Source organism: Mycobacterium pseudoshottsii JCM 15466 (assembly GCF_003584745.1).
GTDB lineage: Bacteria > Actinomycetota > Actinomycetes > Mycobacteriales > Mycobacteriaceae > Mycobacterium > Mycobacterium marinum.
This window is the reverse complement of sequence record NZ_AP018410.1, coordinates 186,523-209,158: the sequence shown is the minus strand read 5'-3', so window position 1 is coordinate 209,158 and position 22,636 is coordinate 186,523. Positions and strand designations below refer to the sequence as shown.

The 22,636-nt window shown below is 67.1% G+C and carries 13 protein-coding genes and 4 pseudogenes; 5 read left to right on the top strand and 12 right to left on the bottom strand.

Features of this window, described 5'->3' with window-relative positions; translation table 11 throughout:
- The 3 genes and pseudogenes from MPSD_RS00960 to MPSD_RS30080 all read right to left on the bottom strand — a co-directional run bounded on the left by MPSD_RS00960 (position 1) and on the right by MPSD_RS30080 (position 6,606).
- A pseudogene (locus MPSD_RS00960) lies at positions 1 to 1,053 on the bottom strand (phosphotransferase family protein).
- 172 nt (positions 1,054 to 1,225) lie between these two features.
- Positions 1,226 to 3,368 (bottom strand): annotated as a pseudogene (locus MPSD_RS00955) (PE family protein).
- 208 nt (positions 3,369 to 3,576) lie between these two features.
- Positions 3,577 to 6,606: a PE family protein gene (locus MPSD_RS30080; RefSeq protein WP_086085690.1), complete on the bottom strand. Its 3,030-nt coding sequence runs from the start codon at positions 6,604 to 6,606 to the stop codon at positions 3,577 to 3,579.
- A 408-nt stretch (positions 6,607 to 7,014) separates the two neighbouring features.
- Here MPSD_RS30080 and MPSD_RS00945 point away from each other — a divergent pair, with 408 nt between their 5' ends.
- Both MPSD_RS00945 and MPSD_RS00940 read left to right on the top strand, forming a co-directional pair.
- Positions 7,015 to 7,623, top strand: a complete 609-nt coding sequence (locus MPSD_RS00945) for a histidine phosphatase family protein (protein WP_086085691.1) — start codon at positions 7,015 to 7,017, stop codon at positions 7,621 to 7,623.
- 85 nt (positions 7,624 to 7,708) lie between these two features.
- Entirely contained in the window at positions 7,709 to 8,761 is a 1,053-nt protein-coding gene (locus MPSD_RS00940; protein WP_020785331.1) for a phosphotransferase family protein, read from the top strand.
- 83 nt (positions 8,762 to 8,844) lie between these two features.
- On the opposite strand, the pseudogene MPSD_RS00935 reads toward MPSD_RS00940, so the two are convergent.
- A pseudogene (locus MPSD_RS00935) lies at positions 8,845 to 9,201 on the bottom strand (LapA family protein); the annotation flags it as partial.
- A 115-nt stretch (positions 9,202 to 9,316) separates the two neighbouring features.
- On the opposite strand from MPSD_RS00935, the gene MPSD_RS00930 reads away from it, so the two are divergent.
- The 3 genes and pseudogenes from MPSD_RS00930 to MPSD_RS00915 all read left to right on the top strand — a co-directional run bounded on the left by MPSD_RS00930 (position 9,317) and on the right by MPSD_RS00915 (position 12,000).
- Complete coding sequence (locus MPSD_RS00930; protein WP_011741979.1) at positions 9,317 to 10,264, top strand: ABC transporter substrate-binding protein; 948 nt, start codon at positions 9,317 to 9,319, stop codon at positions 10,262 to 10,264.
- A 19-nt stretch (positions 10,265 to 10,283) separates the two neighbouring features.
- Positions 10,284 to 10,655: pseudogene (locus MPSD_RS00925) on the top strand (ATP-binding cassette domain-containing protein); the annotation flags it as partial.
- Between the two features lie 142 nt (positions 10,656 to 10,797).
- Entirely contained in the window at positions 10,798 to 12,000 is a 1,203-nt protein-coding gene (locus tag MPSD_RS00915; RefSeq protein ID WP_420811994.1) for an ISAs1-like element IS2404/ISMul1 family transposase, read from the top strand.
- Positions 12,001 to 12,166: 166 nt separating this feature from the next.
- On the opposite strand, the gene MPSD_RS00910 is transcribed toward MPSD_RS00915, so the two are convergent.
- The 8 genes from MPSD_RS00910 to MPSD_RS00875 form a co-directional block, all read right to left on the bottom strand.
- Positions 12,167 to 14,002, bottom strand: a complete 1,836-nt coding sequence (locus MPSD_RS00910; RefSeq protein ID WP_086085605.1) for a PE family protein — start codon at positions 14,000 to 14,002, stop codon at positions 12,167 to 12,169.
- A 694-nt stretch (positions 14,003 to 14,696) separates the two neighbouring features.
- Positions 14,697 to 15,935 carry an MlaD family protein gene (locus MPSD_RS00905; RefSeq protein WP_015354009.1) on the bottom strand — a complete coding sequence of 413 codons (1,239 nt, stop codon included), beginning with the start codon at positions 15,933 to 15,935 and terminating at the stop codon, positions 14,697 to 14,699.
- 29 nt (positions 15,936 to 15,964) lie between these two features.
- The gene (locus tag MPSD_RS00900) at positions 15,965 to 17,059 is read right to left on the bottom strand and encodes an MlaD family protein (RefSeq protein WP_086085606.1); all 1,095 of its coding nucleotides are present in this window, start codon (positions 17,057 to 17,059) and stop codon (positions 15,965 to 15,967) included.
- Positions 17,056 to 18,168 carry an MCE family protein gene (locus MPSD_RS00895; RefSeq protein ID WP_086085607.1) on the bottom strand — a complete coding sequence of 371 codons (1,113 nt, stop codon included), beginning with the start codon at positions 18,166 to 18,168 and terminating at the stop codon, positions 17,056 to 17,058. Before MPSD_RS00895 ends, MPSD_RS00900 begins: the two co-directional genes overlap by 4 nt.
- Positions 18,165 to 19,211, bottom strand: a complete 1,047-nt coding sequence (locus tag MPSD_RS00890; RefSeq protein WP_015354007.1) for an MCE family protein — start codon at positions 19,209 to 19,211, stop codon at positions 18,165 to 18,167. The genes MPSD_RS00895 and MPSD_RS00890 overlap by 4 nt, the downstream gene beginning before the upstream one ends.
- Positions 19,204 to 20,277 carry an MCE family protein gene (locus MPSD_RS00885; protein WP_036426039.1) on the bottom strand — a complete coding sequence of 358 codons (1,074 nt, stop codon included), beginning with the start codon at positions 20,275 to 20,277 and terminating at the stop codon, positions 19,204 to 19,206. The genes MPSD_RS00890 and MPSD_RS00885 overlap by 8 nt, the downstream gene beginning before the upstream one ends.
- Positions 20,278 to 20,295: 18 nt before the next feature.
- Positions 20,296 to 21,786: an MlaD family protein gene (locus MPSD_RS00880; RefSeq protein WP_086085608.1), complete on the bottom strand. Its 1,491-nt coding sequence runs from the start codon at positions 21,784 to 21,786 to the stop codon at positions 20,296 to 20,298.
- 2 nt (positions 21,787 to 21,788) lie between these two features.
- Complete coding sequence (locus MPSD_RS00875; protein WP_086085612.1) at positions 21,789 to 22,628, bottom strand: MlaE family ABC transporter permease; 840 nt, start codon at positions 22,626 to 22,628, stop codon at positions 21,789 to 21,791.
- Between the last annotated feature and the right edge of the window lie 8 nt (positions 22,629 to 22,636).

The window sequence follows — 22,636 nt, the reverse complement described above, 5'->3', positions numbered from 1 at the left end:
TCAACGCGCCTTGGTTGCGCGGGCCAGCTCGGCGGCGGTGGCGATCAGCCGGGGGATCATCGCAGCGAATGCGTCCTTGATCTTGGGATCCACCCCGCCTGTGTGGGGCCCGGCGCGCACGGCGGCGGCGTAGGTCTTCTCCAGCACGATGCCCAGTTTCCAGTTCGCCAACACCAGGTAGTAGTCGATGTTGTCGGTGGACAGCCCGCTGACCTTCTCGTAGTGCTCGAGCAGTTCGCTGCGCTTCGGCATGGCACTCATGTCCAGATAGAACCCGTCGGCGCGCGGCTCTTCACCGTCATAGCCCAGCAGTGACCAGGCCAGATCCAGCAGCGGGTCGCCGATCGTGGTCATCTCCCAGTCCACAATCGCGGCCAGTCGGGCGGGTTCCCCGTGGGCGAACATGACATTGGCGAACTGTTAGTCGCCGTGCATGATGCCCGGCGTGTAATGCGCCGGCCGGTTGCGGCGCAACCAGTCCGAGGCCGCGTCCAGCCCGGGCAGTTCGCGCACCTGGTAGGCCGCGAGAAAGTGCAGCCACCGGTCGACCTGGCGCTCATGGAATCCGTCCGGGCGGCCGAAGCCCTCCAGGCCCTGGCCGCGCCAGTCCACCCGGCCCAGTTTGGCCGCCCCCTCGACGAGTTGCAGCGCCAGCCCGCGGCGGGCTGGCAGGTCGGTGTCGAAGGGTGCGGGCCACCCGCCGTCCATCGGGCTCCATCCATCGATGGCCCTCATCAGGTAGAACGGCATGCCCAGCACCGATCCGGTCTCGTCGGTAGCGATCAGTTCTGCGTGCGGCACGTCGGTGCCGGACAGGGCCCTTACCAGCCGGATCTCGCGCAACAAGCCGTCAATGCGGGCCACGTCGGCACGCGGGCCGAGCATGCGCAGCACCATGCTCTGATCGCCGCGGCGCACCAGATACAGCGTGTTCTGCGAACCGCCCCCGAGCTGCTCGAGCACGGGCTCCTCGCCGCTGCCGGGCGCATGGCGGCTATCCAGCCAGCGCCCCAGAACAGCCGCATTCAGCGAGGTCCCGCCTTCGGTCTCCATCGGCCGCACTCCAAACTCTCATTTTGGAGAATAGCATTCTCGGTGGGAGTGGGGCGGGCCCGGACGAGCAGTGGCCGCACGGAACCCCGGTGGTCTGATACGCCGAGTATTCGGTGAACGCGCGCGAGCCGTGGATATAGCAGCGCCCCAGCGACGAGCAGGGCATCGCCACTTAGGGCCCAGGGACGCCGGGTCCGCCGTCACCCCCGTTCCCGTCGGGTCCACCGGCGGGGGGTCCGCCGGTGCCGGTGCCGGGGGTGGCGCCGGCGATGCCGTCTTGGCCGCTAGCCCCCATCGCCCCGGTTGCCCCGGGCTGACCGTCGGGGCTCTGGGTTGAGGGGGTTTCGCCTCCGGCGCCGCCGTTGCCGCCGGTGCCGCCGTCGCCTCCGCTGCCGCCGTTGCCGGCGTCTCCGCCGGTGCCGTTGGTGCCGGATTGTCCGTAGGTGCCGCCGTTTCCGCCGGTGCCTCCGGTGCCGCCGTCACCGCCATCTCCGCCAACTGCGGCCGCCCCTGCCTCGCTGCTCCCGCCAATGCCGCCGTCTCCGCCGGTGCCTCCGGTAGCCCCGATGCCGCCGTTGCCGCCGGTGCCGCCCGTTCCGCCGTTGCCGCCGTCGCCGTAGAGGCCGCCGGTGCCGCCGGCCCCGCCTGTTCCGCCGGTGCCGCCGCCGTTGCCGCCGGTGCCGCCGGTGCCGCCGGTGCCGCCGGTGCCGCCGGTGCCGCCGGTGCCGCCGGGTCCGCCGCTGCCGCCGTCGCCACCGTTACCGCCGAAGGGCTGGTCGAAGTCGGCGTAGCCGTTGCCGCCGGTGCCGCCTGCTTGGCCGGCGTAGGCGCCGTTGTCGCCGGTGCCGCCGTTGAAGAGGGTTTGATTGCCGGACGCGTCGGTTCCGGGGTTGGCGGTGCTGGTGACGGGGTGCCGGTGGCGCCGTTGCCGCCGTTTCCGCCGTTTCCGCCGTTTCCGTAGTCGCCGCCGTTGAGGGTGGGGTCGGTGGAGGTGTAGCCGTCTCCGCCGCGTCCGCCGCTGCCGTTGGTGGTGGTGGGGGTGGTGCCGTTGATGCCGTGGGCGGCGGTGTCGGTGCCGTCGCCGCTGGTGCCGCCGGCCCCGCCGAGTCCGCCGAGTCCGCCGAGTCCGGGGTTACCGCCGTTGCCGCCGTCACCGCCGTCGAGGTGCAGGGCATCACCGTTGGCGCCGGCGCCGCCGTTGCCGGCGATCGCGCCGTTAACGCCGGTGCCGCCGTTACCGCCGGCCCCGGTTATCCCGGTGCTGCCGAACCAGCCGGTGCCACCGCCGTTACCGCCGTTGCCGCCGCTGGTCCCGGCGGTCGTCGCGGTTGCGCCCGCGCCTCCGGCTCCGCCCGCACCGCCGGCACCGCCGGCCCCGCCGTCGTGTCCGGTCTGGCCGGTTTGTCCGGTCAAACCCTGGGCACCCGCCCCGCCGGCCCTGCCGGCCCCGCCATCACCGAACATCCAGCCGCCTCGGCCCGCGCCTCCACCGGAGCCCCCGGCCCCAGTGTTGGAGGTGCCCCCGGCCCCGCCGGCTCCACCGTCGCCGGCCACCCAGCCGCCGTTACCGCCATGACCGCCGCCACCGCCCACACCCGTACCCGAGATGCCGCCGGCCCCGCCGGCCCCACCGGCCCCGAACAACCCCGTGCCGCCGCCATGACCCCCCACCCCGGCGGTGGTCAGGCCATTGCCGCCGGTCCCGCCTTGGCCCCCAGCACCGAACAGCCAGCCGCCGGCGCCCCGCCGCCCCCGACACCGCCGGCCCCGCTCGCGGAGGCCCCGCCGGCCCCGCCGACACCGCCGGTACCGATCAACCCGGCGCTGCCCCCACGGCCCCCGGCCTGACCGGCCGCACCCGATCCGCCCCGACCCCCATTGCCCCACAACAGGCCGCCGGCGCCGCCATTGCCTCCGGTGCCATCCACCCCATTGGCGCCATCACCGATAAGCGGGCGCCCCAACCAGGCCATCGTCGGGGCATTGAGGGCCCCCATCACATCGGCGCCGGCGCTCTGCAACACCGATACCCCCGCCGCCTCGGCCCCGGCATAGGAATCCGCGGCCGCATCCAACGCCGCGACAAACCGGCCATGAAACACCGCCGCCTGCGCGCTGATCGTCTGATAGGCCTGCCCATGACCATCAAATAGCCGGGCCACCGCCACCGACACCTCATCGGCGCCCAATGCTCCCGCCAACGCCGTGGTCGGCCCCGCCGCCCACGCCCCGGCGGTCTGCACACCCGAGCCGATCACCGCCGCCTGGGCGGCAGCGGTCCCCAACACCTCCGGGCTAGCAAACACAAAAGACATAACCGTCTCCCCCGACTGGTAGCTCGCCCAACACCAACACGCAATCACCACACCGTGAGCACAGCGATACTAGCCATCTGAAAACCGACGATTCCGGTTTTCCGGGAAAATTCACCCATCCCCACCCAACCCGCTCATCTCCACCACGCGGCAACGCCGTCTCGTGGCTGCCGCGCCGGGGCCCTGCGGGCCAACATCACGTTGGCGACTAGCGGCCACCAGGGCGACCGCGACTGCCTCCCTCGCCGCCCGAGCGGTTTGGTCCGGGGCCTTCGCCGGGGCCACCGTCGCTGCCGACAACCTGCTGTCCGTTCAGGGTGCTGGTGCCGCCGTGGCCGCCATTGCCGCCGGAGCCGCCGACGGCGGAACTCACCCTGGTGGTGCCGGCGTTGCCGCCCCACCCGCCCTCGCCGCCCCAGCCGCCGTAGCCGTCGGTGCCCAGGCCGCCGGCACCACCTAGGCCGCCGTTGCCGCCGTTGCCGGCGAACGTGCCCGCCCCGTCTCCACCGGCGCCGCCGCTGCCGCCGCGCCCGCCGCCGGTGCCGGGACTTGACCAGGGGCCACCGTTACCGGCGTAGCCGCCCGAGCCGCCGCGCCCGCCGTCGCCGCCCGAGCCGCCGGCTCCGTAGACGTTGTCTCCGCCAAGCCCGCCCTTGCCGCCGTGCCCGCCTTGGGCGCCAGTCTGTGCTCCGCGGCCGGCGTCGCCGCCAGCCCCGCCCTTGCCGGCGACGCCGTGGGCAGTGTTGGAGGAACCACCGTTGCCGCCGGTACCCCCGCTACCACCAACGCCGGCAGCGGCCTGGCCGTCACCGCCGGTCCCGCCGGTCCCGCCGGTCCCGCCGTGGCCCCCATTGCCGGCGGTGGTTCCGGCGCCGCCGGTGCCGCCGACGCTGCCCTTGCCCCCGTTGCCGCCGTTGAACTGGCCGTTGGCGCCGTTGCCGCCGTGGCCGCCGACCCCGCCGTTTCCACCGACGCCGTTGAGGCCACCAACCCCACCGTTGCCGGCGGCACCGCCGGAACCGCCACTCCCGCCGTAGGTTTCATTGGCGCCGGCGCCTCCGGCACCGCCGGTGCCGCCGTTCCCGCCAAGCCCGCCGTAACCGCCGCCGTGGATGGAGAGGCTGCCGGCGCCACCAATCCCGCCGACGCCGCCGGCACCACCAGTCGCCCCGCGGTTGGACGCATTCTCGCCGCCGATGCCCCCATTGCCGCCATTCCCGCCGGCCCCGCCGTGCCCGTTGGCCAACAACGTGCTGCCGCCGCCGGCGCCACCGTTGCCGCCCGCGCCGCCGGCCGCGCCGTTGGCGTTGATCCCGCCGTTTCCACCGTCGCCGCCGTTGCCGCCGTGGCCACCGACGTTTCCTCTTGGGGTGTATCGGGTGTTGCCGTCGCCCCCTCGGCCCCCGCCACCACCGTCGCCGCCAACCCCGTCATCGCTGGCGGTGCCGCCATCCCCGCCTTTGCCGCCGGTGCCTGCGGTGCCGCCGTTGCCGTTTCCGCCGGCGCCGCCGTTTCCGCCGATTCCGCCGTCGACGTCGTTGGCGCCGTTGCCCTCACCGCCGGCGCCGCCGGCGCCTCCTGCGCCTCCCGCGCTGACTCCGGCAGCGCCGTTTCCGCCGTTTCCGCCGGCCCCGCCGGCGACGCCGTTGCCGCCGTTGCCGCCGTTGCCGCCGTTGCCGCCGTTGCCGCCGTTGCCGCCGTTGCCGCCGTTGCCGCCGATGAAACCAGTACCGCCGATACCGCCATTGCCGCCGTTGCGGTTGGCGCCGAGTGCGGCATTGCCGTTGGCGCCCTTGCCGCCGTTACCGCCGTTACCGTCGTTTCCGGTGGCGCCCTGGGCGGCTCTGCTCGATTCATCACCGCTGAGGCCGCCGTAACCGCCCTGATTGCCACTCCCGCCGTGCCCGCCGGCACCGCCGGCGCCCGTGGTGCCGTCGTTGAATCCGTTTCCGGCGGTGTGCCCACCACCAACGCCGCCGTGACCACCGTTGCCGCCGAGGCCGCCGCGACCGCCGTCCCCACCGGAATGGCCGTCAACATTGAAGGGACCTAGAGGTGTATCGCCTCGTGAGCCGTCACCGCCGATGCCGCCGGTCCCGCCGATGCCACCTGCCCCGCCGGCGCCACCGTTGCCCTTGATCAGGCCGCCCTCGCCGCCAGCCCCGCCAACCCCGCCGCTACCCCCGAGACCGCCTTGAAACCCTTTGTCGCCCGGGGTGAGCCCGGCGCCGCCCGTGCCGCCCTGGCCGCCCTGGCCACCCGTGCCGCCGGCCCCACCGTGGCCGTAGTCGCCGGCGTTGCCTCCTTTGCCGCCGGCCCCACCGTCACTACCCCTGCCGCCTTCGAGATGGGTCGCGTCGCCGGCGGTACCGGTGGCGCCGTGCCCGCCGTCGCCGCCGCCGCCGCGACCACCATCGCCGATTTTCCCGGCGTCACCGCCGGCGCCTCCGGCGCCCCCGGCAACATTCGGGTCAAACGACGCCGCCCCGGGCGCGCCGGCCCCGCCGTCGCCGAGCAACAATCCACCGCGGCCGCCGGCTCCGCCGGTCCCGATCAACCCCGCATCTCCACCGCGGCCGGCAACGGTGGTGGCCGTGGCCGCCGCCCCCGTCCCGCCATCACCGAACAGCAAGCCACCCGCCTCGCCCGCGCCGCCGTTGACTCCGGCCACCCCCGGTGCGCCATTGCCGATCAAGTCCCGCCCGATTGCTGCCTCGAACGGCGCATTGATCACCGGATCCACCACCTGGCCCAGCGGACTGGTGATCCAGGCCTGGCTCAGCGTATGTGCTGGCTGCACCAACAATGCGTCAGATTCCGCGCCGATCACCGCCTGCACCACCCCCACCGGGCCCTCCCCGGCTTTGGCCGTGGCGGCCGCCGCCTCGTAGGCACCGGACAGCACTGCGGTCGGCCCGGCCGTGGCGTCCCACACCTGCCCCAACGCGGCGGCGCTGGCGGCCTCCGCACTCGCGTAGGCCTTCGCGGCGGCGTCAAGGGTCCGCCCGAACCCTCCCTGCAGGCCGTCCAGAAACTCCTCGAGCACCACCTCGTACTCCTGCGCGTGATCGGCGAACAACGCAGCGATCCCCACCGACACCTCATCGGCGCCAGCGGCCAACAACCCCATCGTCGGAGCCGCCGCCGCCCTGCTGGCAGTACTCACCGCTGACCCGATGCCGGCCACCTCCGCTGCCGCCGCACTCAACTGCTGCGGAGCCACATTCACAAACGACACAGCGCACCACCCATCGGTCGACAAGGCCTTTGGCCCAACAACATCGCTGACGATAAATGCGCAGGCCAGCGCCGTATTGGCGAATCAAATCCGCCATCAAATGTTGAGAAGGGCCACCCCGGACCACGCTCTCGCGGCCGTCTCAACCCCGCGGTGATGAACAGCAACATTGCTGACCGTCAGACACCGTTCGCGTCTCACGCACGCAAACCGGGGGGGCTCACCCGCGAAAGCCACAACCCGGCCAGCGCCTGCCCAAACCAGGCATGAACCCACGATTTCCGCGCTCGGACAATGGCCACCACAGCGGGCACCGGCCACCCCATGCGGCGAGGCCACGTGCGAGGCTGGGCCGAGCGACCCCGACCGTGGGCAGCGCACCACACCAACCACCGCATGGGAGCCCATATGCAGATGCTGCTGGTCCGGCACGCGCTGCCGCTGCGCAGCGAGCATGGCGAAGGTTCGGATCCGGTCCTGTCCGACACCGGGGTAGCGCAGGTCAGCCGCCTGCCCGAGGCGCTTTCCCGGTTCCCCATCACCCGGGTGATCAGCAGTCCACAGCGCCGTGCCGTCCAGACCGCCGAACCCGTCGCGACCGCGCGCGGCCTGGCCATCGACATCGACGATCGCTTCGCCGAATACGACCGCGACCTGCCGCACTACATTCCCGTCAAGCAGATCCGCACCGAGAAGCCCCAGGAGTGGGCGCGGATGGCGCAGGGGAAGCTGCCCAGCGCGGTCGATGAGGACGCCTTTCGTGCGCGGGTTCGTGCGGTGGTTGACGACGTGGTGTCCGCGGCTGGCTCCGACGACACGGTCGCGGTGTTCAGCCATGGCGGAGTGATCAACGTGGTGCTGCACGAGATTCTGGGGACCGCGCGGCTCTTGTCGTTTCCTATCGACTACGCCTCGATCACCCGGCTGCTGTTCTCGCGGACCGGCCAGGCCACGGTGGCCACGGTGAATTCGACCGAACACGTGTGGGATCTGCTGCCCCGAAACCAGCGGTGGTAGCCCAGCGGCAGCTGCCGCCGACGAATTTCGACGTGCCGACACGCCCGGGGAGCAAATGGGTGGTGGGCGGTGGTAAACAAGTTCGGTGACTTCGGTAGACCGACTCGACGGCCTCGACCTGGCCGCGCTGGACGGGTATCTGCGTTCACTCGGTCTGGGGCGAGAGGGTGAGCTACGCGGCGAGCTGATCTCCGGCGGCCGCTCCAATCTGACATTCCGGGTCTACGACGATGCGACGAGTTGGCTGGTGCGGCGGCCACCGTTGCATGGGTTGACGCCTTCGGCGCACGACATGGCTCGTGAATACCGGGTGGTGGCGGCGCTGCAGGACACCCCGGTTCCGGTGGCCCGCGCGATCGCGCTGTGCGAGGACGACACGGTGCTGGGCGCGCCCTTCCAGATTGTGGAGTTCGTGGCCGGGCAGGTGGTGCGCCGGCGGGCCCAGCTCGAAGTGCTGGGTAGCAGGGCGATCGACGGCTGTGTTGACTCACTGATCCGGGTGCTCGTCGACCTGCACAGCATCGATCCGGGCGCCGTTGGGCTTGGCGATTTCGGCAAACCCGACGGCTACCTGCAGCGTCAGGTGCGTCGATGGGGGTCGCAGTGGGACCTGGTGCGGTTGCCTGACGACCGCCGTGACGGCGACGTCGCGCGACTGCATTCGGCTCTGCAGCAAGCTATTCCGACGCAGAGTCGCACGTCGATCGTGCACGGCGACTACCGGATCGACAACACCATCTTGGACGCCGATGACCCGACGCGGGTTCGCGCGGTGGTCGATTGGGAACTTTCGACGCTGGGGGATCCGCTCAGCGACGCGGCGCTGATGTGCGTGTATCGCGACCCCGCACTGGACCTGATCGTCAACACCCAGGCCGCCTGGACGTCCCCATTGCTACCGACGGCCGACGAGTTGGCCGACCGGTATTCGCTGGTTTCCGGGATGTCGCTGGGGCATTGGGAGTTCTACATGGCGTTGGCCTACTTCAAACTCGCCATCATCGCCGCCGGTATCGACTTCCGCAGACGCATGTCCGAGCTGGCCGATGGGAAAACCGATGCCTCCGATGAGGCCCCCGAGGTCGTTTCGCCGTTGATCCCTCGTGGCCTGGCGGAGATCAGCAAGCCGATCTCCTAGCCTCAGATCGAATGTCTGCCCGGGTTTTCCGGGGTGCGAGCCCGATTGGCGTGCGCGGCCGGCCAACGCCCGGGGTTGGTGGCCCGCAGTGCCTGCGCGTGACTCTTTTTCGCCTCGCGGCGCAGCTGCAGAATCCGCGCGGTGCCGACCGCGACGGTCAGCAAACCGCCCCCCACGGCCGCCAGCAATATCGCCACGCCCAGGGGCAGGCTCCAATGCCAGCCGAAGAAGGCGAAAGCCGTCGAGGCGGTGTTTTGGGCGATGAAGATCAGCAAGACGATCAGCACCAGGAAGCCGGTGATCAGTGAGGACCACAACGCGGCCGCCCGGGTGAACTTGATCGGGGGTTCCCCCGAACTCGGAGCGGGCTTTGGCGCCGGCGTCGAGGGCGCTTTGGTCTGGGGTGGGGGACCAGCTGAGCCAGATTGGTTGCTGCTCATACCGTCATGTTTACCCTTTTTTCCGCGGTGAAGGTAATTAAATCTCCGCTGGCAACTTTGCTGCGCTTTCACGTCTGCGCGGCAACACACCATTGCGGACGATAGTGTCGGGTGCATGGGGACGCTGCGGCGCATGTGCCGCGCAACACTCGCCGCAGCGCTGTGCGTTGTGATGGTGTGTTCGGTCGCGGCCTGTGGCAGTTCGGACCCGTTCGGGACCACCAGCTGTGACATCAACTCGATCGTGGTCGGGTCTGGCGACTTCCCGGAATCGCAGATTGTCGCCGAACTCTATGCACAGGCGTTGCGGGCAAATGGCTTCGAGGTCGGAATGCGGTTGGGAATCGGCAGCCGCGAAACCTACATCCCGGCGCTCAAGGACCATTCCATCGATCTGGTTCCGGAGTACATCGGAAACCTCTTGCTGTACTTCGACCCACACGCCACCGTGACCCTGCTGGACGCCGTCGAACTGGAGCTCTACCGGCGGCTGCCCGGCGATCTGTCGGTTCTCACGCCGTCGCCGGCTTCGGATACCGACACGGTCACCGTCACCAGTGCGACCGCCGGCAAGTGGAACCTGAAGACGATCGCGGACCTGGCCCCGCATTCCGCGAATCTGCGGTTCGCGGCGCCCTCGGCGTTCCAGAACAGGCCGTCCGGATTGCGTGGGCTGCGCGAGAAATACGGGCTCGACATCTCACCTCAGAATTTCGTGACGATCAACGACGGCGGCGGCGCGGTAACAGTGCGCGCGTTGCTGGACGGAACGGTCGACGCCGCCGACATTTTCAGCACGTCACCGGCGATCCGGCAGAACCACCTCGTGGTGCTCGCCGATCCGGAGCACAACTTTCGGGCCGGCAACATTGTGCCGCTGCTCAATTCGCAGAAGAAGTCCGATCGCATCAAAGACGTCCTGGATGCGGTGTCCGCAAAGTTGACCACCGAAGGCGTGGCTGAGCTCAACGCTTCGGTATCGGGCAACGGTGGCATCGACCCTAATGAGGCCGCACGGAAATGGCTGCACGACAACGGCTTCGATCATCCGATCCGACCCTAGAGGCCAACTGGGAAACGCATTGATCAGGTTTGACAATGTCGACAAGGTGTACGCCGACGGCACCACCGCCGTGGACCAACTGAGCCTCGAGGTCGCCGACGGCATGCTGACCGTTTTCGTCGGCCCATCGGGCTGTGGCAAGACGACGGCGCTGCGCATGATCAATCGCATGGTCGAGCCGAGTTCGGGCGCCGTCACCGTCAACGGCACCGACGTCTCCACGGTGAACCCGGTGAAGTTGCGCCTCGGAATCGGCTACGTCATCCAAAACGCGGGGCTGATGCCCCATCAGCGGGTGATCGACAATGTCGCGACGGTGCCGGTGTTGAAGGGGCAGTCCCGCCGGGCCGCCCGCAAAGCCGCCTACGAAGTACTCGAACGGGTAGGTCTCAGGGCTCCGGCGTTGTTGATTAGCAGGCTTGTGAGCTGGGTTGATGATCTTTGGTGCCGCGCTATTGGGGCCGGAGTGTAGGCACGGGCTATCTGGAGAACGATCGAGTTGGTTACTGTTCGTCGTTGGTCTGGAGTTGCCCGTGCCTACCGTTTCAGTATTGCCTGTGTCGTCGGTTCCAGAGGTGTTCGACCGCTGGAGTCCTGGTGAGCGCAGCGAGCTCATCGGATCGGAGTTTCTCGATGTGTTGGCCTCGGTGCCAGACCCGAGGGACCCACGCGGTCGGAGGTATTCGCTGATGGCTTTGTTGGCGATCGCGGTTCTGGCCACTGCCGCGGGGATGCGCGGCTATGCTGGTTTTGCCACATGGGCGGCCACCGCTCCCGATGATGTGTTGGCCCAATTAGGGGTCCGGTTCCGGCGGCCCAGTGAGAAGACCTTCCGCGCTGTTTTGTCTCGGCTAGACCCCGCCGACCTCAACGCCAGGATGGGCAGTTACTTCACTGCACACGTGGCCAGCAGCGACCCCAGTGGATTGGTGCCGATCGCGTTGGACGGCAAGATGCTGCGTGGTGCTTTACGCGCCAAAGCGACAGCCACGCATCTCGTGTCGGTGTTCGCCCACCGTGCCCGATTGGTGCTCGGTCAACTCGCTGTCGCCGAGAAAAGCAATGAAATTCCCTGCGTACGTGCCCTGCTCACGCTGCTGCCGGGTAGCTTGCGGTGGCTGGTCACCGTGGATGCGATGCATACCCAGGTCGTCACCGCGAAGTTGATCTGCGCCACCTTGAAGTCGCACTACCTGATGATCGTCAAGTCCAACCAAGCCAAAATACTTGCGCGTATCACCGCGCTGCCCTGGGCCGAGGTGCCCACAGCCGCTACCGACGACTCCCGCGGCCACGGCCGTGTCGAGACCCGCACCCTGCAAATCATCACCGCTGCACGAGGAATCGGCTTCCCCTACGCAAAACAAATCATCCGGATCACTCGTGAACGCTTGATCACCGCCACCGACCAGCGCAGCGTGGAGGTGGTCTATGCCATCTGCAGCCTGCCGTTCGAGCACGCCCGCCCTACCGCGATCATGACCTGGATGCGTCAACACTGGGGAATCGAGAACAGCCTGCACTGGATACGCGACGTCACCTTCGACGAAGACCGTCAAAGGGCACATACCGGAAACGGCGCACAGGTCCTAGCAACGCTACGCAACACCGCGATCAATCTGCACCGCCTCAACGGCGCCGACAACATCGCCGAAGCCTGCCGGATCACCGCTTTGACCGCCAACCGCCGCCTAGACCTCCTCAATCCACAATTCCCCAGCTCACAAGCCCGCTAATCAACAACGCCGGAGCCCTGGGGCTGTCCCAGACTCAGGTGTCCAAGCGACGGCGCCGATCTGGCACGCAAGCACGAAGTCAGCAAAATCGGCGGCCCAGTGCGGGCTAGCGGGCCCCGCGGATCGGGACTACCGCCTTCCGGAACGCCCTGGCGGCGCGCGCAATTCACATCGTCTGGGTCAACCCATTCAACCCGTCTGCACCGAGTAGCAGACCGCCGGTGCCACCGTTGCCGCCGCCGCCTGGCGTGCCGCCGGTAACAACGGCGCCACCGTTACCGCCGTTGCCGCCGTTGCCCAACAGCAGCGCGCCGCCACCATCCCTGCCTGCGCCGCCCGTGACCGTGCTATCCCCGCCGGCGCCACCAGCACCGCCGACTCCGCTGGTGCTGTCGCCACCCGCCCCGCCCGCTCCGCCGGCGATCGAAAAGCCGAATCCGCCGCTGCCACCGGTCCCGGCGGCCCCGAACCAACCTCCGTGGCCTCCGGTGCCGCCGGATCCACCGCTTGGGCCCAGTCCGCCCGCTCCGCCGACTCCTCCACCGGAAAACAGCAGCCCCCCATTGCCGCCGGCCCCGCCGATTCCACCGGTACCGCCGGGGGTGACGCCTCCGGTCCCACCGGCGCCGCCGTAACCGAAGATCACGCCGCCATCGCCACCCTGGCCACCTTGCCCGCCATCGCTGGTGTTGGCGTAACCGCCGGCACCGCCGGCATTACCGCTACCGAACAGGCCCGCGATGCCGCCGCTTCCCCCGTCTCCCGCGCCGGTTTCACCGAATCCACCTATGCCGCCCTGGCCCCCGGTCCCGCCAAGTATCCCGCCGGCGCCGCCGGCGCCGCCGGTGCCGCCCGTTCCAAGCAGTGCGGTGCCGCCGGACCCGCCGGCCCCACCAGCGCCCAGCAAGCCACTGTCCCCGCCTGCCCCGCCGACACCGCCGGTCCCGTTGGTGTTGGCGATGCTGAGACCACCTGCCCCGCCGCCGCCGCCATTGCCCCACAACAGCCCCGCGCTGCCGCCGGACCCGCCGGCCCTGGCGTCGCCGACTAGGCCGGCGCTGCCGCCGACCCCGCCGGCCCCGCCGACGGCGTCGACGCTATTGCTGAGTCCACCGGCGCCACCGTCACCGCCGCGACCGATCAACGGACCACCGTCACCCCCGGCACCCCCGTCGCCTCCGGCGGTAACACCAGCTCCACCGAGCCCTCCGTGACCACCGCCGGTCCCGAACAGACCGCTGAGCAACCCGCTGTCCCCACCGGCACCACCAGCCCCGCCCGCGTCCACGAAGCTGGTACCACCAGCACCACCGGTACCGCCGGGCCCGAACAACCCACCGGCGCCACCGGCGCCGCCCTGTCCCCCGGTGGTGCCGGCCCCGAAGAGCCATCCGCCCGCCCCGCCGGCGCCGCCGGCTCCGCCGACTCCGCTAGTGCTGGCACCGCCAGCGCCACCGGCGCCGCCATTGCCGATCAGTCCGGCGGCTCCCCCGGTCCCGCCAGTACGGCCGGCAGAGCCCAGGCCCGGGGGTGTTCCCGAGCCTCCTGCCCCGCCGTTGCCGATCAGCCATCCACCCGCTCCGCCGTTTTGTCCGGTGCCGGGCGCACCGGCGACACCATTGCCGATCAGCGGGCGGTCGGTGAACGCCTGGAAGGGGGCGTTGACTGCGTTCAGCACATCTAGCGGCAAAGTCTGCAGGGAACTGGCCGTGAACGTGGCATTGGCCGCCTCGGCTTGCGAATACTCGTTGGCCCCAGCGCTCAACATCTGTGTGAACCGGGCATGGAGCTCAGACAGGTGCGCACCGAACTGCTGGTACTGCTGCCCGTGTAAGCGCAATAACCCCGCAATCGCCACCGACACTTCGTCAGCCCCGGGCGCCAGCACTGTCGTGGTCGACGCGGCCGCCATCGCGTTAGCCGCCGTCATCGACGAACCAATGTTCGTCAAGTCTGCGGCCGCGGCGGCCACCATCTCGGGGAGCACATTGAGAAATGTCATGCCGCGCCTCCATCCGCCCTGCCATTCGTGGCGTCAGGCTAGCCAGGGCAGCCAGTACCGCGACGCTGCTTTCAGCAAGTTCCGACAAGACGAAATACGCTCTCTCGCAGCACGATACGAACGCTGTCTCAACACAAGCCCGAGACCAGCACTAACAACCCGGCAGGCCTCGTTCCAGGTCTCACGCGGGAGACGCAGCAGCAGCCGCATCTCCGGTGGTGGCCGTGACTTTGGCGTGGGTTCGCCCCTGACGGAGCAGCGGAAATTGTTGGAGTGACCGACGTTTGCGCCAAACGGTCGCGCGTATTCGGCAAGAAGCATCGCTCGGTGAATGGGCTTCCACAAGGCGTGGCGGACCCATCCGCCGGCCAAAATCCATGAGAGGTAGGCCGAAGGTTTCGGTCGTCGGGAATCCCGGGAATCCCGGGAATCCCGGGAATCCGTCGTGGGAGCGTGCATTCCAGGATTCGCAGTAGCCGGTAACCCACGATGCGCCGGGTTGGATGACTCCAAGGCGAACTGGGCCGGTCGGTCAGGGTGGGACTGCTCCGTTTCGGCCGATGTCCATGCGCATTTTGTTTCCGAGCCATGTCTCGGTAGGCCGGCGGCCGCTGTCTAGCCCCACACCTGGGGCGATGTGGTTACGCGGTGGGCATGGGGTCTGTTTGTTCACGGTGTGGCCGAACCCTGATCGCTAGTGCGGCGGTTCGATCGGCAGCCTTGGTCCGCCGTAGGGGGTCGGGATGGTAAAGCGGCCTTGCGGTGTGGGGCCGGTGGTCGCTCCCAGGTCTGCCCCCGGTGGCGGCCCGGCGGTGTCGTCGCCAGGCGGTCGCGGCGCGTTTCGAGCCCCCCGGATCAGCACCGCCGGATCGTCGTCGCGGCAGTACGTGTACAGGAACGGCTCCGGGTAATCCGCTGCCGAAGGCGGATGGCTCGGCGTGCCGTAATCGCAGGTGTATCGCGGATACAAGTCCGCCGTGGCCCAGAGTCCGCCATCGTGCATGGTGCTCATGAATGCTTCCAACGCCGAACCGCGGTAGTCCGGAAACAACGCTTTGAGCGCGGGTACTCGAAGATACGACAATTTTGCGACGGTCGTCAGGTTGCCCAGCAACTGGACCATCGTGTCGGAGTTATCGCTGAACAGGTTGTCCGCGGCCTCTAGCACCCCCGGTGTCTGGTCGACCATGCGGCGGTACCCGTCATCCATGGACGAAACGCCGGTTAGCAGTTGATGAACGTTGCGAGCGGTAGCGTCGATGCCGTCATTCACATCGATAGCAGCAGATAGCACCACGCGGCTGTTCCTGAGCAGGCTGACCGTTTGCGGTAGCACCGAATCCAGGGTGGAGATGAGGAAGACCCCGCCGTCGACAATCGCGGTCAACTTTTCCGGCGCTGCTTTGCTCAGGTTCAACTCACGCCTGATCCCCGCCAGCTTGGCTGGATCGATCTGGGCCAGTACGCCATCGGCATGCTGCAAGAGTTCGGCAGGCGTCACCGGTGTGGTGGTGCGATCTTGTGAGATCGCGTCGCCGTTCTTGAGGAAGGGGCCCTCACCAGAGGTGGCGTTGAAGTCAACGTATTGTTCGCCCGCCGGTGACAACGCCGATACCCGGACCGTACTGGCGACCGGAATGCGCACGCCGGCATTGATTCGCAGTATGGCCGTGACACCGGTCCGAGAGATCTCGAGCGACTCGACTTTACCGATTTGCACGCCGTGCAGGGCAACGTCCTGGTTGGGCAGCAACCCGCCCGACTGGCCCAGTTCGACGGTAAGGGCGTAGTTGGAAGCCAACGGCCTGACGTGCAGCACACCGATTAGCAGGTAGGCGACCGACACCACCAGGGTCAGCAACAAACCAACGCATGACAGCCAGGTGTGTCGGCCGCCACGCATGTTGGTCAAGGAGGGTTCGACGTCGGTCATTGCGGCGGCCCCTGACCGACAACGCGCTCCTAAAGTCGCCACAGCGTGAACTTCAACGAACCGATGAACTTGCGCCAGTCGTACCGCTTGGGGCCATGTAGGCCTGGGTCCCCGCCGAACCCGATGTCCGGAATGGAACCAAGGACCAGTCTGTCGATCCCGGCGCTGCCCGAGATTGAGGTGCCCGCAGTGAGTTTGACGAATGGCGCGTACAAATTCGACAAGGCCGACAACCGTGCGTCGGGGTCCAGCGCCACATCGTTCCACGCGGCGGCAACAGCATTGGCGTCCTTGATGACGCTCCTGCCGCTGCTGTCAGTGCCGGCAATCGACGGGAACTTCTTCAGCTCGGTGGCCGCGCCCCCCATCAATAACAGCAAGTCGGAGATCTGGCTGGCATCTGCTGCCAGTACGCTCGTGGCCGGGTCGGTGGCTTGTAGCAACTCGGCGATCACTTCTCGTTTGCGGTCGAGTTCGGCGGCCAAATGCTCGGTTTGCGACATCGCGTCTTCGAGCTGCCCGGTTCGGGCGTCAAGTTTTCCCAGCAATTCATTGGACTTCCGGATCAGTTCGCCATACACCTCGCCGTCATTGCCGGCGGCCTTGCCCAGCCCATTGATGACGTTGGTCAAGTTATGAGCCACACCACCGTTGATCAGAATGGCCGCCGAACTCAGTACCGATTCGACGGTGGCCGCCGTCGCGGTCTTGTTCAGCGCGATGGTGTCGCCATCTTGGAGCGTTGGGGTATCCGCAGCACGCTGGCTCGGCGGGACGATCGACACAAAGACGTCCCCCAACGGTGTTGCGGTGCGCAGTTCGGCGCCACTGCCCACCGGCACCCGCACGTCGCTCCTGATGCGCAACGTGGTCACCGCGTTGAAGTCGCGAGCCGTCATCGACTCGACGAGGCCTATGTCTGCGCCGCCGAGCTTCACCTTGGCGTGTTCGTTCAGATTGAGCGCATTTGCGAAGATGGCGGTTATCCGATAGCCGCCCGAACCCAGGCCCGGGGCCGGAAGTGGCAGATCAGCCAACCCATTCGTGGAACACGCAGTGGTGGCGAGCACGGTCGCCAGAATCCCCAACCGCCAACGCGGCCTGCCGGATAGCCGCCTGATCATTTCTGCCCCATCGCGGCGAGACCGTCGAGCACATAGGTCAGACCGAAGTCGGGCCCATAGTCCTGCAAGGTGCCGGTACTGCAGCCAAGCTGCCGCAAGCCCATCAGGTTGCATACCTCCTTGCCAAACTGCGAGTCGAAGATCATGCGGTCGGTCAGTTGGTGGGCTCTAATCGAACCGTTACGTTGATCGACCGCGTTGTACAGGTTGTCGGCCATCAACGGCAGCACATCGAAGAACTCGGTGACCTCCCGTTGCCGATCAACCATCGACTGTATGGTGGTGTTGCCGTTGGCAATTCCGCGTGCGATGGCTTCGCGGTTGGCATTGAGAATGTCTCCAGTGCGTTGAATCAACGCGTAGAGTTGCTGGCCGCTGGTTCCAGAACCGAAGCCCTCGTTGGCCATGATCTGACTGAGTTGGCGTACGGTCGATCCGAACTGCCGCAACGTCGAGTCATTCTTCGCCGCCGCATCCAGCAGTGAACTGAGATTCTCGATAATCGCGGTCATCTGTTCACGGGTATGCACTCCGCGATCGGCGCCGAGCCGCAACGCTTTCGACAGCTCGTCGAACGCCTCCTTGAGGTGCTGCCCATTGCCGTTCACAACGTCGTACCCGGCATCGAGAACGCCAGCCACCGGACCGCCACCCCGGCCGTCCCCTTGTAGAGAGCCGGCTAGTCTGTCCAGCATCCCGAGGACCCGGTCGAACTCAACGGGTGCCCTGGTACGGGTCAGCCCGATGGTGTCGTGATTTCGCAGCGTGGGCCCACCGCGGTAGGCAGGAGTCAGCTCGATCTGGCGGTCGGTGAGGATTGATGTCGAGATGGTCACCGCCTGCACATCCGCCGGGACCTGCACCGCGCGGTCGACAGTGAATTCCACCTCGGCGTAGCCGGATTTCGCGACGATTTTGGTGATATGCCCCACCGGTATTCCGAGCACTGCCACTGCATTGCCCTCGTAGAGGCCAGCGGCACTGTCGAACTGGGCCGTCACCACGATCGGTCCGCGGTCGCGGGCCAACCCGTACCAGCCAGCGCACGCGAGGGCGGCGACGACCACGAGGCCTACACCAACCCGAATTAGGTTATGCCGGTGTGTCATGCGCAGTCCTTGAAGTATTGGATCAAACCGAACTGCTTGGCGCGGCCGCTAATCGCACACATCCACGAGTCGACCAGCGGTCCGGCGGCCGCGTTAAGTTCCAACGCATTGCCATAGCCGGACGCATTGGCCAGCTCCCTGACCGGCACTGGGGCGATTTCCAACAAGTTCCTGAAGAGCGCATCCTGTTCGGCGAGTTTTGCGCTGAGCTGCTCCATCGTTTGGACGACATCTTCAAGCGCGGCCCGGTCATCGACCACGATTGTGCGCAGCGAGCCGACGACCTGCGTCAAGGCCTGCATCATTGCGTGGAAGGCCGCTGAATGTGCGACGAACTCTCCGATCAGGTCTTGGCCCTGCCGAATCATGCTGCCGAGGTCGGATTGCTGGCGACGCAATATGTAGGTGACGTTCTGCGTGCTCTTGAGCAGTGTCCCAAGTTGGTCGCGACGCTGGGAAATCACCGAAGACAACGCGCGGACATTCTCTAGCGCTTGCGGAAAGACGTCTGGCAGACCGTTCAGCGCTTGGCCGAGGACGGTCAGCGATGATGCAATTCGATCACCGTCAACCTGCTCGAAGGTTCTGGTCGAGTCGGCCAGCGCCGCCTGCAGATCGTAGGGCACCTCGGTGTGGGCCAAATCGATTGTCTGGCCCGGTGGTACACCAGCACCCGTCGGATGCAGGTCGATGTAGCGGGAACCGAAAATTGTTGTGATCTTGATTGCAGCCCGAGTGTCGCGGCCGAGCGCAATATTGTCCTTGACCCGCAATCGGGCTTCAACATGGTTGCCTGCCAGACGAACGCTGATGACGTTGCCCACCGGTACACCTGCCACCGAGACCACGTTGTCCGGCTGCAAGGACGCCGCTTGCAGAAACTCCGCTGTGTAGCGCCGATAGCCGATGCCTGCTTGCTTGACCAGCAGCAGCGCCCCAATCAGGACTACTGCCAGTGACAGCCCAACGAATCCGAGCCAGGTCTTGTTGTACGAGGCCAGCGGGCGCAGTCGCGGGCGAAGGTGCTTTATTCGTTCAGCCATCGGTGACATTCCTGCATTTCGGGGTGTACATGGGCTTTCCACCGGGCGTCGCCGCGGCCACGATGATCGGGACCATGTCGTTGAGGCCAGGGAAGTACCCGTAGAAGTTGACATCGCAGCCATACACATTCATGTAGGTGCCCTGACCGAACACGCGGGCCAGGCCCTTGAGTAACAGCGGAGTATTCATTCCCACGAAGGCCGCCTGAGGTTCGATGTCCAGCAGGTGCTTGGTGTAACCGGGCTGGCGGTCCAGGATTTGACGGATTTGCGGGTTGACATCTGCGAGGATGCCGCCCAACTGACGGACCACCGCCGCCATGTTGCCGGTCGACTCGACCAATTCCGAACGCCTGCTGTTGAATTGGGAGACCATCTGGCGCGTCTGCGCGATCGTGTGCTCGAATTCAGCGCTTTGGCTGGCCAGGCCGCCGGCCACCCTGTCGAGGCTGCCGATCACGTTGGCCAGGGCGTCGTCGTTACCGGCGAAAGTCGCTGTCAGCGTTGATGTCTGGTTGACAAGGGTGGCAAGAGCCGAAGTGTCGCCCTGAAGTGACGCAATGACCGCTTTGGTGAAGTTGTTGACCTGATCCGGATCGAGCACCGCGAACAGCGGCTCGTAGCCGTTGAGTAGCGTGCCGATATCGAAGGATGGCTCAGTCCGCTCTACCGGAATGACACTGCCCGGCGGTATCGGGATGCCGCGGCCGGTGCGGCCGGGGGCAAGCGCCAGATAGCGCTGACCGACAATGTTCTGGTATGTGATCGATGCGATGGTGTCGGTGAGAATCGGCTGGCCCTGCTGCACGATGAACGACACGCGCGCCAGCGTTTGGTCGAGTTCGACCTTCTGTACCCGTCCAACTCGCACCCCCGCGACCCGGACATCGTCACCCTCACGAAGCCCGAAAACATCGGTAAACAGGGCGCCATAGCGGGCCGTGGGGCCTTTGACGTCGCGGCGCAGCGTGACATAGACCATCCACGTCAACGCCGTAGCGACCACCAAGAAGAAAGCCACCCACAGCAGCGCGCCGCGTCGTGTTCGTGTCCGGGGACTAGTCATTGGCCGGCTGCCTTCGCATCATTTGCTCTCCGTCGGTGTTTGCTGAGTTCGGCTGGCGATGGCGCCGCGGGCCACCGGCCCCAGCAGCAGCTGGGTCGCGACGGTCGCTTGCTCCCCGGTGATCAGACTCAGGGCTGCGCGTTCTTGCACACTGCCGACCGGCCCGACGTTGCCCCCGAAAGATGACGGAGCCGCGGGAAGCAGATCCGGGTTAGCGGTGCCCGGAACTGGAGGCGCAGGCGTCACCCCGGCAGGCAGTGGCGGATTGGGATCCTCGAGGTTCGGGGTGGGATTGATCAGCGGCGGGCCAACCGCGACGAGGTTTCCGTCAGGACCCACGACCGTCCCAGGGGGGGGAGCCAGATTCGGTGGAGGCTGGTAATTCTGCGGGAGTAACACCTCAGGAAGGTCGGGCCGAGCCTGAACCAGGGGTGCGGTAAAGCAGCTCGGGGCCCGCAGCTCCCCGTACCTCGGGCAGTCGGCCCGGGTATAGGTATAGGACGGTGTGAACGAGACGTTCACACGACCGTGGGCAACGGTCGAGGCCGGGTCCCAAACCTCCTCGAAAAACTTGTCCGAGAATCTGGTGATCCGCTCGGTGATCGGCACGAAGTGCTGTGCGTTGTCGGCGAATACACCGACGACCGGGGTGAGATCCGTCGTTATCTGAACGAGCTGGTCGGAGTGGTTCTGCAAGGAATTGACGGCCAGCCCGGTCGTGTATTGCCCGGCCCCGAGGAAGTCGTGCAGCGCCTGCTGCTTGTCGACAAGTGTCCGCATCGGCGCGACGGCATCGTGAAACGCATCCAGTAACTCCGGTGCGCTCTGCGACAGCCCACGCGCCGCATCCACCAGCGCGGCGACAGTCGACGGACCTTCGTCAGTCGCAACGACACCGTTGAGCTCGTCGATGATCCGAATCAGCTGGTGCGTACTCAGCTGCAGTGCGCCGTTGCGATTGTTCGTCGCGGCTCCGACGGCCGCAAGCACTCCGAGGGTGTGATCATCGCCATTACGGCCGGCAGCGGCAAGAATGTCGCGCAGCTTGGTCAGCGCTGTCTGGAACAACACGGTAGGTAGGTCGGTGTCTTCGCTGATCCGCTCGCCGTCGCTGATGGGTGTGCCGGGCCCGTGCTCGACGAGTTGGATCGACGACACCGCAAAGACATTGCTCGGTACGACGCGCGCGGTGACGGTCACCGGTATCGACGCCGCGTACTCCGGTTTGAGGCGAATCCGCACCTGGTTCGGTTGGTTGCCGATCGACGGATCGAGGCTCTCGACGGTGCCAACCTGGATCCCCCGGTATTTGACGTCGGACCCGGCCGGTAGACCGTCGCCGATGTTGCGCAGGTCGGCGACCACTTGGACACCGCGATCCAGATAGCCCATGGACTTGGCCAGCAGCCACGACGTCACCAGCAAGACAACGACCAGCGCGATGCCCCCACGCGCGAGCAACTGTCGCTTCGAGAAGTAAATCCCGTCGAGGTCAATGTGATTGGTCATCGTCAGCCGCCGAACCTGACGCCGGCGTCAACGCTCCACAGCGCCATGGTCAGCACCATGTTGACGATGATGACGACGGTGATACTGGCACGCATGGCGTGTCCGGCGGCAACACCGACGCCCTCTGGCCCGCCTTCGGCGCAAAAGCCGTAGTAGCACTGGACCACCGACGCCAGCGCCACGAAAACCACGGCCTTGATCACCGAGTAGCCAACGTCTCTGGCGTCGATGAGCATCGTGAAGTAGTGCAGATATGGTCCCACCGACCCATGGGTCGTGAAGGTAACCATCAGTTGGCACGACAGGTAACTGATCGTCAGACATGCGATGTACAACGGGATGATCGCGACGGCAGAAGCCAGCAATCGGGTGGTGACCAGGTACGGGATCGGCCGGATAGCCATCGCGTTGAGAGCATCGATTTCCTCGGCCACCCGCATTGCACCGATCTGCGTGGTGAAGCGGCATCCCGCCTGGACCGCGAAGCCGAGCGCAGCCATGATGGGGGCGAGTTCGCGTGTGGTCACCAGGGACGAGACGACACCGGTGGCCGGGCCGATGCCCATCATGTTCAGGAAGTTGTACCCCTCGATCGCGACTAGCGCGCCAGCCGTAATGCCCAGCACCAGAACCACTCCCACCGTCCCGCCGCCGACCACGATGGAGCCGTTACCCCAGGTGATGTCGGAGAGTAGCCGCATGAACTCCCGGCGGTAGCGTCGCAGCGCGACCGGAATGGCAAGGACCGTGTGGAGGTAGAACGCAATCATGTGGCCGAACCTGGCGAGCGGCTGGCCGGCACCGGCGCCGGCGCCGGCAAACACTATTTGACGTATCGACATGCGGCGCA

Bases quoted from the DNA above. Each gene is read 5' to 3' on its own strand.
- MPSD_RS00945 (WP_086085691.1), top strand. From the start codon at position 7,015: ATGCAGATGCTGCTGGTCCGGCACGCGCTGCCGCTGCGCAGCGAGCAT.
- MPSD_RS00930 (WP_011741979.1), top strand. From the start codon at position 9,317: ATGGGGACGCTGCGGCGCATGTGCCGCGCAACACTCGCCGCAGCGCTG.
- MPSD_RS00910 (WP_086085605.1), bottom strand. From the start codon at position 14,002: ATGACATTTCTCAATGTGCTCCCCGAGATGGTGGCCGCCGCGGCCGCA.
- MPSD_RS00905 (WP_015354009.1), bottom strand. From the start codon at position 15,935: ATGACCGACGTCGAACCCTCCTTGACCAACATGCGTGGCGGCCGACAC.
- MPSD_RS00900 (WP_086085606.1), bottom strand. From the start codon at position 17,059: ATGATCAGGCGGCTATCCGGCAGGCCGCGTTGGCGGTTGGGGATTCTG.
- MPSD_RS00895 (WP_086085607.1), bottom strand. From the start codon at position 18,168: ATGACACACCGGCATAACCTAATTCGGGTTGGTGTAGGCCTCGTGGTC.
- MPSD_RS00890 (WP_015354007.1), bottom strand. From the start codon at position 19,211: ATGGCTGAACGAATAAAGCACCTTCGCCCGCGACTGCGCCCGCTGGCC.
- MPSD_RS00885 (WP_036426039.1), bottom strand. From the start codon at position 20,277: ATGACTAGTCCCCGGACACGAACACGACGCGGCGCGCTGCTGTGGGTG.
- MPSD_RS00880 (WP_086085608.1), bottom strand. From the start codon at position 21,786: ATGACCAATCACATTGACCTCGACGGGATTTACTTCTCGAAGCGACAG.
- MPSD_RS00875 (WP_086085612.1), bottom strand. From the start codon at position 22,628: ATGTCGATACGTCAAATAGTGTTTGCCGGCGCCGGCGCCGGTGCCGGC.